At 65.1% G+C, this 14937-nt stretch carries 15 protein-coding genes; 10 read left to right on the top strand and 5 right to left on the bottom strand.

What is annotated here, in order from left to right; all coding sequences use genetic code 11:
* Positions 1-6 precede the first annotated feature (6 nt).
* Entirely contained in the window at positions 7-1911 is a 1905-nt protein-coding gene (locus XI03_RS34210; protein WP_271594565.1) for a sensor domain-containing diguanylate cyclase, read from the top strand.
* Positions 1912-1917: 6 nt separating this feature from the next.
* Here the strand turns inward: XI03_RS34210 and XI03_RS34215 are convergent, their stop codons facing one another.
* Together XI03_RS34215 and trhO are read right to left on the bottom strand one after the other, a co-directional pair.
* Positions 1918-2136, bottom strand: a complete 219-nt coding sequence (locus tag XI03_RS34215) for a SlyX family protein (protein WP_028141773.1) — start codon at positions 2134-2136, stop codon at positions 1918-1920.
* On the bottom strand, positions 2126-2920 hold the full coding sequence (gene trhO, locus XI03_RS34220; RefSeq protein WP_271594566.1) for an oxygen-dependent tRNA uridine(34) hydroxylase TrhO: 795 nt from the start codon (positions 2918-2920) through the stop codon (positions 2126-2128). Before trhO ends, XI03_RS34215 begins: the two co-directional genes overlap by 11 nt.
* Before the next feature lie 199 nt (positions 2921-3119).
* Between trhO and ggt the strand changes: the two genes are divergently transcribed.
* The 5 genes from ggt to XI03_RS34245 all read left to right on the top strand — a co-directional run bounded on the left by ggt (position 3120) and on the right by XI03_RS34245 (position 9333).
* A complete protein-coding gene (gene ggt, locus XI03_RS34225; RefSeq protein ID WP_271594567.1) occupies positions 3120-4706 on the top strand; it encodes a gamma-glutamyltransferase in 1587 nt (528 codons plus the stop codon).
* 169 nt (positions 4707-4875) lie between these two features.
* Complete coding sequence (locus XI03_RS34230) at positions 4876-5490, top strand: (2Fe-2S)-binding protein (RefSeq protein WP_028141770.1); 615 nt, start codon at positions 4876-4878, stop codon at positions 5488-5490.
* A gap of 4 nt (positions 5491-5494) precedes the next feature.
* The gene (locus XI03_RS34235; RefSeq protein ID WP_271594568.1) at positions 5495-6514 is read left to right on the top strand and encodes an FAD binding domain-containing protein; all 1020 of its coding nucleotides are present in this window, start codon (positions 5495-5497) and stop codon (positions 6512-6514) included.
* Positions 6515-6516: 2 nt separating this feature from the next.
* Positions 6517-8808, top strand: coding sequence for a xanthine dehydrogenase family protein molybdopterin-binding subunit (locus XI03_RS34240; RefSeq protein ID WP_271594569.1), 2292 nt, complete (start codon positions 6517-6519; stop codon positions 8806-8808).
* Positions 8809-8868: 60 nt separating this feature from the next.
* Positions 8869-9333 (top strand): FKBP-type peptidyl-prolyl cis-trans isomerase, encoded by a 465-nt coding sequence (locus XI03_RS34245; protein ID WP_028141767.1) that lies wholly within the window; start codon positions 8869-8871, stop codon positions 9331-9333.
* 167 nt (positions 9334-9500) lie between these two features.
* Here XI03_RS34245 and XI03_RS34250 read toward each other — a convergent pair whose 3' ends face one another.
* Complete coding sequence (locus XI03_RS34250) at positions 9501-9719, bottom strand: CsbD family protein (protein WP_026202894.1); 219 nt, start codon at positions 9717-9719, stop codon at positions 9501-9503.
* Between the two features lie 127 nt (positions 9720-9846).
* Between XI03_RS34250 and XI03_RS34255 the strand changes: the two genes are divergently transcribed.
* The 3 genes from XI03_RS34255 (at position 9847) to XI03_RS34265 (ending at position 11434) form a co-directional block, all read left to right on the top strand.
* Positions 9847-10359 (top strand): cupin domain-containing protein, encoded by a 513-nt coding sequence (locus tag XI03_RS34255; protein ID WP_007606929.1) that lies wholly within the window; start codon positions 9847-9849, stop codon positions 10357-10359.
* A gap of 116 nt (positions 10360-10475) precedes the next feature.
* Positions 10476-10904, top strand: coding sequence for a VOC family protein (locus tag XI03_RS34260; RefSeq protein WP_091956138.1), 429 nt, complete (start codon positions 10476-10478; stop codon positions 10902-10904).
* 41 nt (positions 10905-10945) lie between these two features.
* Positions 10946-11434 carry a VOC family protein gene (locus XI03_RS34265; protein WP_271594570.1) on the top strand — a complete coding sequence of 163 codons (489 nt, stop codon included), beginning with the start codon at positions 10946-10948 and terminating at the stop codon, positions 11432-11434.
* Between the two features lie 114 nt (positions 11435-11548).
* On the opposite strand, the gene XI03_RS34270 is transcribed toward XI03_RS34265, so the two are convergent.
* Together XI03_RS34270 and XI03_RS34275 are read right to left on the bottom strand one after the other, a co-directional pair.
* Positions 11549-12703 carry a hypothetical protein gene (locus tag XI03_RS34270; protein WP_271594571.1) on the bottom strand — a complete coding sequence of 385 codons (1155 nt, stop codon included), beginning with the start codon at positions 12701-12703 and terminating at the stop codon, positions 11549-11551.
* Between the two features lie 2 nt (positions 12704-12705).
* Positions 12706-13407 (bottom strand): FecR family protein, encoded by a 702-nt coding sequence (locus XI03_RS34275; protein ID WP_271594572.1) that lies wholly within the window; start codon positions 13405-13407, stop codon positions 12706-12708.
* Between the two features lie 51 nt (positions 13408-13458).
* Here XI03_RS34275 and XI03_RS34280 point away from each other — a divergent pair, with 51 nt between their 5' ends.
* A complete protein-coding gene (locus XI03_RS34280; protein ID WP_271594573.1) occupies positions 13459-14889 on the top strand; it encodes a phospholipid carrier-dependent glycosyltransferase in 1431 nt (476 codons plus the stop codon).
* Positions 14890-14937: the final 48 nt, after the last annotated feature.

Consider the following 14937-nt stretch of genomic DNA (forward strand, 5'->3'; position numbering starts at 1 on the left):
TGCCGCATGAGCCTTGCGACCCAACGAGCTGGATGGAGCCGTCTGCCGCTGCGCGCGGCGGCGTTCGTTGTGCTGACCTGCGCGACCATCCTCGGCGTCAGCGGCTGGCGGGAATGGGCTGCGCGCGACGCGGTGCTCAGGGGCGCCGAGACCGAGATGGCGAACGTTGCCCGCTCGCTGACCCAGCATGCCGAGGACAGCCTCGATCTGCTGGATTCCGGCGTCGTCGGCGTCGTCAGCCGGCTCGAGATGGACGGCACTGCACCGGCCACGATCGCCAAACTGCGCACCCTGCTGGAAGTACGCAAGAAGGCCATCGAGCGCGTTCACAGCCTCGCCATCATCGACGACCAGGGCAACTGGCTGACCTCGCCCGGGACGATCGGCTCAACGCTCAGCGACGACGCGTTTTTCCGCTATCATCAGCTCTCCCCGAAACGAGAGCCCTATGTCGGCCGTCCCGTAAAGAGCCTCCTCGACGGCCAATGGGTCGTCACCCTGTCGCGCCGCTTCAACAAGCCCGACGGCAGCTTCGGCGGGGTCGTGCTCGCGACCATCAGCTCAAAATATCTTTCGCATTTCTACGAGCAGTTCGAGATCGGCCGCAACAGCTCGGTTTCGCTCACGCATGGCGATGGCCTGATCATCGCGCGCAACCCCAGCAACGAGACATTCGTCGGACGCAGCGTTTCCGACAAGCCGTTATTCCGCGACGCGAGCCTGCAACGGCCGAGTGGGGCCTACTATTTCAAGTCCCCCCTGGACGGCGCCGAGCGCGTCAGCTTCTTCAAGCGCAGCAGCCGTTTCCCGCTCCTTTTGCTTGCCACAGTCGACAAGGACGAGTTGCTCGCGCCCTGGCGCGCCGCGGCAATCTCCCGCATGCTCTACGTCGTCGCGCTGGTGATGCTGATTGCGGTCATCGGCGCCGTGCTGGTGCGACAGTTGCAGCGCGGCCAGCGCATGGCCGCGGCCCTGGTCGAGAAAGAGGCGCATTTCCGCCTGCTCGCCGAAGGCTCCAGCGACATGGTGACGCGCATCGGGCTCGACGAGCGGCTGCGCTATGTCTCGCCCTCGTCCGCGCGGGTCGTCGGCTGGCGCGCCAATCAATTGATCGGCACGCCGGCGCTCGCGGGCATCAATCCGGAGGATCTGCCGGAGGTCCAGGCGATCGTCGACGCCATGAAGCGTGGCGAGCGGGAGGAGGCGCGCCTCACTTATCGCAACTCGCACCGGCAGAACGGCGAAGTCTGGCTGGAATCGACCATGCGGGTGACGCGCAAGGACAATGGCCGCGTCGACGGCGTGGTCGCGATCTCCCGCGACATCACCGAGCACAAGAAGCTGGAAACCAGGCTCGAGACGCTCGCGATCGAGGACAGCCTCACCGGCCTTGCCAATCGCCGCCGCTTCGACGAGCGGCTGAAAGAGGAATGGGCGCGCGCCTATCGCGACCGCTCGAGCCTTGCTTTGCTGATGATCGATGTGGATCACTTCAAGGCCTATAACGACGAATACGGCCATCCCGCGGGCGATGCCTGCCTGCGTCTGGTCGCAAAGATCATTGCGGCCGAGACGCAGCGCGCCGGCGATCTGGCGGCGCGCTATGGCGGCGAGGAATTCGCCATGCTGCTGCCGAACACCGATGCCGCCGGCTGCGCTCTTTTCGGCGAACGGATCCGCAGCGCCATCCACAAGGCCGGCCTCGTTCATGCCACCAATATGGAATCCGGATGCGTCACCGCCTCGGTCGGCGGTGCGACCTGTCGGCCGGCGCTGGAACGCACGGCGGGCGTGGCCTCGCTGGTTGAGGCTGCCGACCGGGCGCTCTACGCCGCCAAGGATGCAGGCCGCGACCGCCTGGTGATGTCCGGCGAGCTCATGAATTTGATGCCCAAGGCCTCCGGCCAGTAAGACGGCTCAATAATGCGGCGGAGGTTCGTTGGCTGGTCCAGGCGCATTGGCCTCGGCTTCCTGCAGCCGCTCGCCGAGTTCTGCGATCTTCCGCGTCAGCAGATCGATCTGCTTCCACTGCGCGGTGATGGTCTGGTTCAACGTCTCGATCGTGTCGTCCTGGTAGGCGAGGCGCGTTTCCAGTGTGTCGATGCGCTCGCTCAGCGTCTTGATCTCATTCGTCACGCGTCGCATCCTTGTTTCGTTCGCGCAAACCGGATTCTTGCAGGCCGGATTCTTGCAGGCCATGGCCGAGCGCGACGCGCTCATCGAACACGAAGCATTCGCCGCGCCAGCGGCTCTGCGCCTCCGGCACCTCTTCCAGATATTTGAGAATGCCGCCCTTGAGGTGATAGACCTCGGCAAAGCCGCGCGCGAGCAGATGCGCGCTCGCCTTTTCGCAGCGGATGCCGCCGGTGCAGAACATCGCGATCCTGCGGTGCTTAGCTGGATCAAGCCCGACGGCGGCAAAATCCTTGAACTGGCCAAAGCTCCTGATGCCGGGATCGACGGCGCCTTCGAACGTTCCCATCGCCACCTCGAAGGCGTTGCGGGTGTCGAGCAGCAGCATGTCGGGCGCCGAGATCAGGGCGTTCCATTCGCTCGCATCGACATAGGTGCCGACCTGGCGGGTCGGATCGGCAGCCTCATCGCCAAGCGTGACAATCTCCTTCTTCAGCCGCACCTTGAGCCGCCTGAACGGCATCGCTTCGGCGGCCGAGAATTTCAATTCGAGATTGTTCAGCCTGCCGCCGAACATGTCGCCGTGCGTGAGCTCGCAGGCGAGGGCGTCGATTGCCTCCGGCGCACCGGCGAGCGTGCCGTTGATGCCCTCATGCGCCAGCAGCACGCTGCCCTTCAGCTTAAGGCCGGCGCAGAACGCGCGCAGGGGTTCGCGCAGCTCGCGGTAATCCGGGAGTGCGGCGAATTGGTAGAAGGCGGCGACCTTGATCGAATCCGGATTAGACATGGCGGCTCGTTTAGCAGGCGGCCGCCGTCCGGAAAACCCGCATGGCCGCCGGCCTCGAAAGGTCTATTCGCTCAGCGGATGGCTGCCATTTCCCTGGTATGCCAGCATTGCCCCGGCGGGCCGGAATGTGTCATGTAACCCCGGTTTTTTCCGAGATGGCGCGCCATCCGCGCCACGGGCCCAAGAGAGCAAGAATTCGATGAGAAACTTTCATTTCCCAGGCAGGTCCACGGTCCACGCCACCAACGCGATGGTGGCGACCTCGCATCCGCAGGCCTCGCTCGCCGCGATCGAGGTGTTGCGCGAAGGGGGCACCGCGGTGGACGCGGCGGTAGCGGGTTCGGCCCTGCTTGGCGTGATCGAGCCGCAATCGACCGGCATCGGCGGCGACTGCTTTGCGCTGATCCAGCCGCGCGGCGAGGGCAAGATCATCGCCTATAATGGCTCCGGCCGTGCCCCGAAGGCGGCGAACGCCGACTGGTACCTGGAGCGCAAGATCAACTCGGTGCCGCTGACCTCGGCGCATGCGGTCTCGATCCCCGGCGTGGTCGATGCCTTCGCGACCGTCTTGCGCGACCATGGCAAGTTCGGCTTCGACCGGCTGCTCCAGCCCGCGATCAAGGCAGCCGAGGAAGGCTACGTCGTCGCCCCCCGCATCGCCTTCGACTGGAAGAACCAGTTCGAGAAGCTGAAGGGCGGTACCAACACCGTGCGTTACCTGTTGCCGGGCGGCAAGCCGCCGGTGGCCGGCGACGTCATCCGCCAGGCCGAGCTCGGCAAGACCCTGCGCGCGATCGCCAAGGACGGCCGCGACGCCTTCTACAAGGGCCCGATTGCCGAAGACATGGTCGAGACCCTCAGGGGCATCGGCGGCCTGCACACGCTCGACGATTTCGCCGCGCACACCACCGAGACGACGACGCCGATCGGCACCGTGTACAAGGGCTACGACGTCTGGCAGTGCCCGCCGAACGGACCCGGCCTCACCATGCTGCTGATGCTGAATATCCTGTCGCGGTTCGACCTGACGAAATACGCGCCGCTCAGCATCGAGCGTTTCCATCTCGAAGCTGAGGCCGCGCGCATCGCGTACATGCACCGCGAGCTGCACGTCGCCGATCCCGACCACATGCAGGTCGAGGTCGCCAGGATCCTCGCCAAGGAATTCTGCGACGAGCACATCGCCAAGATCCGCATGGACGGCATGCTCGACCTGCCGAACGTCGCACCGCCGATGAATCCGTCGACGATCTACATCACCGTCGTGGACAAGGACCGCAACGTCTGCTCGTTCATCAATTCGATCGCGCATTCCTTCGGCTCGGCGATCGTCTCGAACAAGACCGGAGTCCTGTTCCAGAACCGCGCCGGCGGCTTCCGCATCCAGCCCGGCCATCCCAACTGCATCGCCGGCGGCAAGCGGCCGCTGCACACGATCATGCCGAGCCTGCTCACCAAGGGCGGCCGCTCCGTGATGCCGTTCGCGGTGATGGGCGGGCAGTACCAGCCGGTCGGCCAGACCCGCGTCGTGACCAACATCCTCGACTATGGCTGCGATGTGCAGGAGGCGATCGACATGCCGCGCGGCCTGCATTACGAGGGCCAGTATCAGCTCGAGGACAGCGTGCCGGCTGACATCGTCGAGGGCCTGAAGAAGCTCGGCCACAAGACCACCAGCGTGGTCGGCCCGCTCGGTGGTGCGCAGGCGATCTGGATCGACTGGGAGAAGGGCACGCTCACCGGCGGCTCCGATCCGCGCAAGGACGGCTGCGCGCTCGGCTATTGAGTGCTGCCGCGCGCGGTTCCGCGCGCAAGATCAGGAAAAGTTGACGAAGGGCGGCGCGGCATTTGCTGCGTCGCCCTTTCTCGTTCGGAACAGAGTTCATTGCTTCCGGTTAAGGGGCGATGGGCGGTGCAGGCGTGCGCTGCTTTGCAGATAAGCGGCGGAGGCGTCGATGTCCGACACATCAAGTTCCAAACAATCAGCATTCGATCGGCGCGCCTTCATGGCCGGCGCAGCTGGCAGTGCGCTCGTCCCGATCACCGCGCGCGCGGCCACAGAGGAAGCCAAAGCCCCAGCTGCACAGGACCCCTCACTTCCCGTCGACGTCACGCTGCGGGTCAACGGCAAGGACAAGCGCCTGCGCATCGACGCGCGCACCACGGTGCTCGATGCGCTGCGCGACCACCTCAAGCTCACCGGCAGCAAGAAAGGCTGCGACCACGGCCAGTGCGGCGCCTGCACGGTGCTGATCGACGATCGGCGGGTGGTGTCGTGCCTGACGCTCGCGCTCGCGGCGGAAGGGCAGGAGATCACGACGATCGAGGGGCTGGCGACCGACGATCGCCTGCACCCGATGCAGCAGGCTTTCGTCGACAACGATGCGTTCCAATGCGGCTATTGCACGCCTGGCCAGATCATGTCCGCCGTGGCTTGCGTCAAGGAGGGACATGCCGGGAGCGAAGCCGACATCCGCGAATACATGAGCGGCAACATCTGCCGTTGCGCGGCCTATCCCAACATCGTCGCGGCCGTGAAGCAGGCCGCGCCCGAGATCATGAAAGGCTAGGCGCATGCGACCTTTTTCGTATCAGCGGGCAACAGACCCCGACATGGCCGTGCAGGCGCTGAGCGCTGCCGCGGCGGCAGCCAGCAATCCGTTGACGCAGGCGACAGCCCAGCCGCTTGCGGGCGGCACCACGCTGATCGATCTGATGAAGCTCGACGTGATGCGGCCCGCCGCGATCGTCGATATCAATCCGCTCGCGCACGCCTGGTCGGCGATCGAGCCCGGCAGCGACAGCTTGCGGCTCGGCGCACTCGCAAAGATGTCCGATGTGGCCGCCCATGCCGAGATCCAGCGCAATTATCCGGTGATCGCCAATTCCCTGAAGCTCGCCGCCAGCGCCCAGTTGCGCAACATGGCGACGCTCGGCGGCAACGTGATGCAGCGGACGCGCTGCAGTTATTTCCGCGACGTCTCCTACGAGAATTGCAACAAGCGCAATCCCGGCTCAGGCTGCGCCGCCATGGACGGCGTCAACCGCATGCATGCCGTGCTCGGCACGTCAGATCAGTGCATTGCGACCTATCCCGGCGATTTCGCGCAGGCGTTGATCGCCCTCGATGCCGTGGTCGAGATCACGGGCAGGGCCGGCACGCGCACGATGCCGTTCGCAGAGCTGCACAAGGCGCCGGGGAACTCCCCCGACATCGAGACAACGCTTCAGCCCGGCGAGCTGATTTCGGCCTTTTCGATCCGGGGCCGCTGGCCTCGCTCGGTGTATCTCAAGGCGCGCGACCGGCAATCCTACGAGTTCGCACTGTCCTCGGCTGCGATCGCGCTCGACGTGCAAGAGGGCACGATCCGGGATGCGCGCGTCGGGCTCGGCGGCGTCGCCACCATGCCCTGGCGGGCGCGCGAGGCGGAGGCGCTGCTGAAGGGACAAAAGTTCGACGAAGCTCTGGCGCAACGCGTCGCTGATGCTGCTTTTGCAGACGCCCGCGGCCGCCGGCACAACAGCTTCAAGATCGCGCTCGGCAAGCGCGTGGTGGCGCGCGCGCTCCAGCAGGCCGTAACGATGGAGATCTGATCATGACCGCTGCAGCTCCCTCGCCCAAGGCGAATATGGGCCAGCCCGTGCCGCGCTATGATGCGGCTGCAAAGGTCACGGGGCGGGCGACCTACGCCTCCGACATGCCGCTGGATAATCCGGCCTATGCATTCCTGGTCACCAGTGCGATTGCCAAGGGCCGCATCGACCGTTTCGATCTCGATGAGGCCAAGGGTGTCCGCGGCGTAATCGAGATCGTCACCCACGAGAACGCCCCGAAGCTGAGGGAGTCGAAGCTATTCAGCAATGGCGGCTATGCCGGAACCACGATCCAGCCGCTGAAGTCGGCCGAGATCGCCCATGACGGCCAGATTATCGCTGTCGTTGTCGCGGAGAGTTACGAGGCCGCGCGCGAGGCCGCCAATCGTGTCAAGGTCAGCTACACCGCCACCGCGCCCAGCGCGAGCTTCGATTCGCCGGGAACAACCACGGCTGCCGCAAAGGGCCAGAACGCGCAGTTCAAGGAAGACCCCGCGGTCGGCGATTTCGCCAAGGCATTCGATGCGGCCGAGGTCAAGCTCACCGCCGCCTACGACACGCCGACGCAGCATCACAATCCGATGGAGCTGTTTTCGACGAGCTGCGCCTGGATGGGCGACAATCTCGTCATCTACGAAGGCAGTCAATTCGTCTATGGCTTGAAGCACGGCGTCGCCGAGCAGCTCGGCATCGACGCCGACAAGGTGCGCGTGGTCAATCCCTATGTCGGCGGCGGCTTTGGTTCGCGCGGTTCGATGACGCCGCGGACCGCCATCATCGCCGGCATTGCCAAGCGCCTGGGCCGCCCGATCAAGCTGGTCCCGACCCGCGATCAGGGTTTCACCATTACGACCCACCGTGCCGAGACGCGCCAGGAGATCAAGCTTGGCGCAAACCGGGACGGCAAGCTGCTGGCTTTGAGGCATGAGGGCGCCGAGGTCTCCTCGCGCGCCGATGCCTATTGCGTCGGCGGCACCAAGACGACGACGCGGCTCTATGCCTGCCCGAACGTCGACAGCTTGGTGTCGATCGTGCGTGCCGACCGCAACACGCCGGGCTTCATGCGCTCGCCGCCGGAGGTGCCGTATCTGTTTGCGCTGGAGAGCGCGATGGACGAGCTCGCGGTTAAGCTGAACATGGATCCGGTCGAGCTTCGGCGCATCAACGACACCACCAACGAGCCGATCGGTGGCAAGCCCTACACCTCGCGCTCGCTGATGGCGTGCTTCGACGAGGCCGCCAAGGCCTTCGGCTGGGCGCAGCGCTCGCCGCAGCCGAAATCGATGTCGGACGGCGACTGGCTGATCGGCTATGGCTGTGCCGCGACCTGCTATCCGACGCAGATGGGGCCGTCGGCCGCGCGCGTGCGCCTGCAGCGCGACGGCCGGACCCGGGTCGAGATCGCCGGCCACGAGATCGGCACCGGTGCCTATACGGTCATCGCCCAGACCGCGGCCGAGCGCCTCGGCGTGCCCCTCGAGAAAGTTGCGGTCTTCATGGGTGACAGCGATCTGCCACCGGCGCCGGTTGCCGGCGGCTCGAACTCGACCGCGAGCACCTGCTCGGCGGTGATGATGGTGTGCGACCAGATTCGCCAGCGCCTGTTCAAGGCCGCGATGCCGGCTCAAAGCCTGACCGACCGGGCCAAGGAGACCGTTGGTCTCGGCCAGACACCGGCCACGCAGGCGGCGAAGGGCGATCGTCCACTCGACATCGAGAAGGCCTTCGATGCGCTCGGTGTCGGCGTCGTCGAGGAATATGGCGAGTGGAAGCCGGAAGGCGCGCCGCTGGATTCCTTCCGCGCCATGCACAACGGGCAGGTGCGGCTCGTCGGCGGTCATGCCATGAAAGACCAGATCGCCTACGCATTCGGCGCCGAGTTCGTCGAGGTCCGTGTCAATCGCTTCACCCACGAAATCCGCTGTCCTCGCCTCGTCGGTGCGTTTGCGGCGGGCAGGATCATGAATCCGCGCACGGCGCGCAGCCAGCTGATGGGCGGACTGATCTGGGGCATGTCGTCGGCACTGCTGGAGGCCACCGAAATCGACGAGCGCAATGCGCGCTACGTCAACGACAATCTTGCCGACTACCTCGTGCCCGTGAATGCGGACGTCGCCGGAGTCGAGGTCATCTTGCTCTCCGAGCAGGATGACCGCATCAATCCCGTCGGCGTGAAGGGCCTCGGCGAGCTCGCCAATGTCGGCACCAATGCCGCGATCTGCAACGCGATCCGCCACGCCACCGGTCAGCGCATCCGCAAGCTCCCGGTCCGGCTGGAAAATATCGAGGTGTGAGGGGTGGAAACCGCACCCGCGTTGCGCTAGACACCTTCCGCCTCAAACCGAAGGTGCCTTATGCAGCGTTTCCAGCGCGCGCTCCTCACCCTGATGTCGGCACTCGCGATCACGGTGATCGCAGGCGTGTCGCATTTCGTTTCCACCACGGCCTCGGCCCAGACCGCAGGAAAGACCATGACCACAGCTTCAGGCTTGCAGATCATCGACTCCACCGTCGGCACCGGTGCCTCGCCGCAGCCCGGCCAGATCTGCGTGATGCACTATACCGGCTGGCTCTATGAGAACGGCCAGAAGGGCAAGAAATTCGATAGCTCCGTCGATCGCAAGGAGCCGTTCGAATTCCCGATCGGCAAGGGCCGTGTCATCGGCGGCTGGGACGAGGGCGTCGCCTCGATGAAGGTCGGCGGCAAGCGCACGCTGATCATCCCGCCGCAGCTCGGCTACGGTGCCCGCGGCGCCGGCGGCGTGATCCCGCCGAACGCGACGCTGATGTTCGACGTGGAATTGCTCGCGGTGAAATAACTGACGTCTCCACGTCATGCCCGGGCTCGTCCCGGAGCATCCACGTTCTTCGTTCCGCGTGGCGAAGATGGATCGCCGGGACGAGACCCGGCCATCGCGGAGATACAGAGCAAGACACAAAAAAGACCGGCCTTTCGGCCGGTCTTTTCGCTTTTAGATGCCGCGCGTCATTCCGTCGCGCGCTTTGCTCCTGCCGCTGCGCGATCGATCGCGTCCTTTGCGGCGTCCTTGGCATCGCCCATGGCCTGCTGGCCCTTGCCCTTCACTTCCTGGACCACGCCTTCGCCCTTCATGCGTTCGGAACCGGTGGCTTCACCGATGCCCTGCTTGGCCTTGCCGATCGCCTCGTTGGCGTTACCCTTGATCTTGTCGGTCGTGCTACCCATGAGACTCTCCTTCCATTTTGCTCGCAAAGGCAACGTCCCGCAGCTACGAGGGTTCCGATTTTGGTATGGCTCGCGGGTGCGGCTTCGGGTTAGTTTGCCGCGCACGGAACCAACAGAAAGCAAGTCCATGACCGGCCATGACCATTCGCATTCCCACCATGACCACGATCACGACGATCGCTGGAAACATGACGGCGTGCGCGTCATTCCCGGCAACCAGCTCGATACCAACGTGCCGTCGACGGCGGGCATGGACCGCGCGGCCGCGATCAATTTCGCGCGCGTCGGCGCCCAGAAATTGTGGGCCGGCACCGTCAGCATCAAGCCGGATGCCAAGACCGGCGCACACCATCACGGCCATCTCGAAAGCGTCATCTACGTGGTGAAGGGCAAGGCGCGGATGCGCTGGGGCGAGAGCCTGCAATTCACCGCGGAGGCCGGCCCCGGCGATTTCATCTTCGTCCCGCCTTACGTGCCGCACCAGGAGATCAACGCCAGTCCCGACGAGGTGCTGGAATGCGTGCTGGTGCGCAGCGACGGCGAGGCAGTGGCGATCAACCTCGACATCGAGCCGGTCGAGAAGCCCGAGACAGTGCTGTGGGTCGACCCCATCCACCGGGATCCGAACGAGAAGAAGTAAGACCGCCCCGCGGTGGGAGGCGCGATCGTCTCCGGGGGTGAAAAAATATTCGGAAACCGTGTCGGGTGGCCCCCTGGCGATCCGTCCTTGGGCAGAACCCGCCCAAGGAGCTTCCGATGCCCAGGATGATTTTCCTCAATCTTCCCGTGACCGACCTCAAACGTGCGACCGCCTTCTATGAGGCGGTCGGCGCGACCCGGAACCCGCAATTCAGCGACGACACGGCGAGCTGCATGGTCTTTTCCGAGGCCATCTACGTGATGCTGGCGACCCACGACAAATTCCGCCAGTTCACGCCGAAGCCGATCGCAGATGCCAGGACCTCGAATCAGGCGCTGTTCTGCCTGTCCGCCGACACCCGCAACGAGGTCGACGCGATTGTCGGCAAGGCAGAGGCGGCAGGCGGGGTGGCCGATCCCAGCCCGAAGGACGAATACAGCTTCATGTACGGCCGCAGCTTCGAGGATCCGGATGGCCACATGTGGGGTGTGAACTGGCTGGACATGGCGGCTGTCCCTCCGCAGCCCGCTATGGCGAATGCCTGATCCCAGTCCGTCGAACGCTAAACCAACGAGGAGCATTCACGATGTCCAAGGTCGTACCCTGCATGTGGTTCAACGGCGATGCCGAGGAAGCCGCGAAGTTCTATGTCTCGCTCGTGCCGAACTCGGCGATCACGCACGTTCAGCGCAATGTTTCGGACGGCCCCTCCGGCAAGGAAGGCTCCGTGCTCGTCGTCGAGTTCACGGTCGCCGGTCAGCCGCTGGTCGCGCTCAACGGCGGGATGAAGATGGAATATACCCATGCCATTTCGCTGATGATCCATTGTGATGATCAGGCCCAGGTCGACAGCGTCTGGAATGCGTTCCTCGCCCATGGCGGCAAGGAAGAGCAATGCGGCTGGCTCCGGGATCGCTGGGGCGCGGCCTGGCAGGTGGTGCCGAAGGTGATGTTCGAATTCCTGTCGAGCCCGGACAGGGCAGCGGCCGCGCGCGCGATGCAGGCGATGATGAAGATGGTGAAGCTGGATGTCGACGTGCTGCGCCGCGCGTTCGAGGGCAAGTCGGCGGCGTGACGACGACACGGGTGCCGTAGGGGGCAAAGGTGCTCTTGCGCCGTGCCCACGATCCGACTCCGGTGGAGAGAAGTGGTGGGCACGCGTTCGCTTTGCCCACCCTACGAAGCTGCCTCAGTAATTTATCCGTAAGCCCACGCCGCCGTGGATGGTGTTGCCGACGGGCTGCGGGCCCAGCGTGCCGTTGGCGAAGAGATCCACGACCCAGCCCTTCTGCACGCGGAAGCCGAGCCGCCCGCCATATTCGAACCAGCCCTGGTTGCCCATGGTCGGCACCACCACGCCATCGCCGGTCACGGTGGCGACGATGCCGCTGTGGCTCGCAAACGACTGCACCCAGCCGCCATTGATGTTGGTCTCGACGTTGCTGCCGAACAGATGCGTCCACTGGCCGCCGATCTTGACCAGGCTGGTACGGTCGGTGCCGGTCGCGATGGTGGCGTCGAACGGGTTGAAGGCCACGGCATTGTCGCTGTAGCCGGACACGCGCTGCCAGAGCTGCCAGACTTCGATCGAAGCTGCGACCTCGTCGCGCGGCGAGACGCGGCTCATCCAGCCGGCGCGGCCGTAGACCGCGTAGTTCGAAGCGTTCGTCGAGTTCGTCACGCTCACAGGACCGAGGCTGGTATTGTAGCTGCGGGTGTAGCGCGCCTTCTCCCACGGCGTCAGGATCGTTCCGACGTCGAAGAACAGACGTGACGATCCCCAGTCGGTGAAGTCGTAGCGGAGGGCAAAGGCGCCGATCGGCGCGCCGGTGATCTTGTAGCCGCCCTCGTTGTAGTGCGTGTAGGCGATGCCGGCGAGCAGCGACAGATTGTTGGTGAGCTCCTTGCGGCCGTGGATGCCGGCCGAGAACGAGCCGGCCGAGCCGAACGCGCTGATGCAGTCGCTGCAATTGACCTGCTCGTTGACGCCGAGCAGGACCGTGCCGAGCACCCGGTTGGTGATCATCTGGTTGAAGCGCTGGCCCGCGAGGCCGCCGATCGAATTGCCGCTGGAATCGGCCCCGGTCGGTGTCGGGCTCGGCGACGGATATGGACTCGGCGACGGGGAAGGATAGGGGCTCGGCGAAGGGGAGGGTGAGGGCGACGGAGAATATGTCGGCGTCGGAGACGGTGAATAGGTCGGGTAGGGCGTCGGCTCGCCGCATCCGATTTCGCAGGTCGCTTGAGCTGCGGCGGGACGAATGTCGAGCGCGACAAACGCCAGCGCAGCGGCCGCGGTCAGCAGGCCGGTGAGGGCGAAGAGCCGAAAGTTGAATTTCGCCATCGTCAGCGTCCGCACAGCATGCCGTCGTCCTGGACGGCCGGCGTGATGGTCGGCGAGGCGCCGGCATATTGGTTCACCGCGCACAGGCCGGCACTTGCGGCGCAGTTGGCGGCGAAGGTCCAGGGCGGCGTGTTGGTCTTGGTGATCGAGACCTTGCCGCCGGTCGATGTGATGATGGCGGTGTCGCCCGGCTGGGTGAGCTGCACGCATTGTGAGCTCGTCGTGCAGACGCTGGCCGCGCCGTCCTGAAGCACCACGACGGAGCGACCGCGCTGCGAGAGGATGTCGAGCGTGGTGCCGCGCACACCGATGGTCGCAAGCGGCGTCGTGATCTTGTAGGCGGTCTTCTCGGAATGGCCGGTGACGAAACGGAATGCGCCGGTAGTCATGCGGATCGCGACGTCGCGATAGCTGTGCTCGTCGTTGAAGACGGTGCGGTCGAGCTTGAGCGTGGCGCTGGGGCCGAGCGACAAATTGGTGCTGTCGGCCATCACGAAGCGCGCGGCACTGTCGGAGCCGGTGCGCACGGTCTCGTCGCGCAGCATGCTGTCGCCGACACTGATCGGCGTGGTGGCCGCGGCCACGCGCACCACTTCGTTCTGGATCACGACCGCTTCGCCGACGCGCGTCTGCGCCTGCGCAGCAGGCGCCGCGCACAATGCGGCCGACGACAGGATGGGGAAAAGCCAGAAACGGAAATTCATTTCGCAACCGATCGATGTGTCCCTGATCGTACCGGATCGCGCGCGCTTCTGATGTGGCGAAATTATCACAAGCGGAGCGGTACGTGCGTTATGCTTAGTGACAGCCGCGGCGGAATGCGTTCAATGAAAGCAGCGATCTCTATTTTTGTCCGCGGTGACGCAAATTTGCCACGCAAAACATCCCCACAGCAGCTGCTTGAACGGTCCGCAGTTCCGAGATTGTCGCGAAGCGCAGTGGTAGCTGTCGCTATTTTCCTAGCTGCCCATCTCGCGCTGCTGATCGGCCTCGCGACGCCGGAGAAGTTCGTCTTTGACGAGGTGCACTACGTGCCGGCGGCGCGGCAGATGTTGGCACCGGCGATGTCGCAGCCGATGCTCAATCCGATGCATCCGCCGCTCGCCAAGGAGCTGATCGCGGCCTCGATCGCGGCCTTCGGCGACAACGCGTTCGGCTGGCGTTATCCCGCAACATTGTTCGGCGCATTGGCGATCGTCGCGATCTATCTGTGCGGGCTCGCGCTGTTCTCCGCGCAAGGGCCGGCGATCGCCGCGGCGCTGATCGCCGCCTTGAACCAGATGCTCTACGTGCAGGCGCGCATCGCCATGCTCGACATCTTTGCGCTCGGCTTCGGTCTGCTCGCGACCGCCGCCTTCATGCATGGTTTTCGACGGGAGCGGCCGCAGGCGCTGTTCGCGCTCGCCGGCAGCCTGTTCGGCCTGGCCGCTTCCTGCAAATGGAGTGGCCTGTTTCCACTCGGCGTCTGCATCGTCATCGTCGCGGTGATCCGCCTGATGCAGGGCTGGCGCACGCTGTTCGCCGACGCGAAGCCGGACGACTGGTACCGGCCGGACCTGTGGCCCGGCCTGAGGCTGCATCATGTCGCGCTCTGCTTCGCCATCCTCCCGGCGATGACGTATCTTGCGGCTTTCGTTCCGCTCTACGGCGTGTCGTTGCCGGATCTGATCGAGGCGCAGCGCCGGATCTTCGCCGACAACACCACGACCGCGATCGCCGGACACACTTATATGAGCGCGTGGCCATCCTGGCCGCTGCTCGCGCGCCCGGTGTGGTTCCTGTTCGACAAGAGCGCGGAGGACAACGTCTCCGCAATCGTCTTCCTCGGCAATCCGCTGGTGTTGTGGCCGGCTCTGCTCGCACTCGCGCTCGTGCTGCGCGATTTCATCGTGCTGCGCCGCTGGGATGCGTTCCTGATCGCGGCGTTCTATTTCGGTCCCTGGCTCGCCTGGGCATTGCTGCCGCGCACGCTCGGGTTCATCTACTACTATCTGCCGGCCGCCACCGCGGCGTCGCTCGCGCTGGTCTATGTGCTGCGCCGGGACGGCCTGCCGCGCTGGCTGCTGTGGGCCTATGTCGGTGTCGCCGCGATCGGCTTTGCGGTCATGCTGCCGATCTCTGCGGCCTTCATCGGCACGTCGATGCGGAGCTTTAGCCGGCTGATGCTGTTCCAGAGCTGGATATGACATCGCCGCCTGCCGGGGCGGCAGGCGGCGAGCCTTCTGTCGCGATCA

Origin of the sequence: Bradyrhizobium sp. CCBAU 65884 (assembly GCF_028128835.1) — a bacterium.
GTDB lineage: Bacteria > Pseudomonadota > Alphaproteobacteria > Rhizobiales > Xanthobacteraceae > Bradyrhizobium > Bradyrhizobium ottawaense.

Excerpts from the sequence above, each read along its gene's own strand:
- XI03_RS34210 (WP_271594565.1), top strand. The coding sequence starts at position 7 with ATGAGCCTTGCGACCCAACGAGCTGGATGGAGCCGTCTGCCGCTGCGC.
- trhO (WP_271594566.1), bottom strand. The coding sequence starts at position 2,920 with ATGTCTAATCCGGATTCGATCAAGGTCGCCGCCTTCTACCAATTCGCC.
- ggt (WP_271594567.1), top strand. The coding sequence starts at position 3,120 with ATGAGAAACTTTCATTTCCCAGGCAGGTCCACGGTCCACGCCACCAAC.
- XI03_RS34230 (WP_028141770.1), top strand. The coding sequence starts at position 4,876 with ATGTCCGACACATCAAGTTCCAAACAATCAGCATTCGATCGGCGCGCC.
- XI03_RS34235 (WP_271594568.1), top strand. The coding sequence starts at position 5,495 with ATGCGACCTTTTTCGTATCAGCGGGCAACAGACCCCGACATGGCCGTG.
- XI03_RS34240 (WP_271594569.1), top strand. The coding sequence starts at position 6,517 with ATGACCGCTGCAGCTCCCTCGCCCAAGGCGAATATGGGCCAGCCCGTG.
- XI03_RS34245 (WP_028141767.1), top strand. The coding sequence starts at position 8,869 with ATGCAGCGTTTCCAGCGCGCGCTCCTCACCCTGATGTCGGCACTCGCG.
- XI03_RS34250 (WP_026202894.1), bottom strand. The coding sequence starts at position 9,719 with ATGGGTAGCACGACCGACAAGATCAAGGGTAACGCCAACGAGGCGATC.
- XI03_RS34255 (WP_007606929.1), top strand. The coding sequence starts at position 9,847 with ATGACCGGCCATGACCATTCGCATTCCCACCATGACCACGATCACGAC.
- XI03_RS34260 (WP_091956138.1), top strand. The coding sequence starts at position 10,476 with ATGCCCAGGATGATTTTCCTCAATCTTCCCGTGACCGACCTCAAACGT.
- XI03_RS34265 (WP_271594570.1), top strand. The coding sequence starts at position 10,946 with ATGTCCAAGGTCGTACCCTGCATGTGGTTCAACGGCGATGCCGAGGAA.
- XI03_RS34270 (WP_271594571.1), bottom strand. The coding sequence starts at position 12,703 with ATGGCGAAATTCAACTTTCGGCTCTTCGCCCTCACCGGCCTGCTGACC.
- XI03_RS34275 (WP_271594572.1), bottom strand. The coding sequence starts at position 13,407 with ATGAATTTCCGTTTCTGGCTTTTCCCCATCCTGTCGTCGGCCGCATTG.
- XI03_RS34280 (WP_271594573.1), top strand. The coding sequence starts at position 13,459 with ATGTGGCGAAATTATCACAAGCGGAGCGGTACGTGCGTTATGCTTAGT.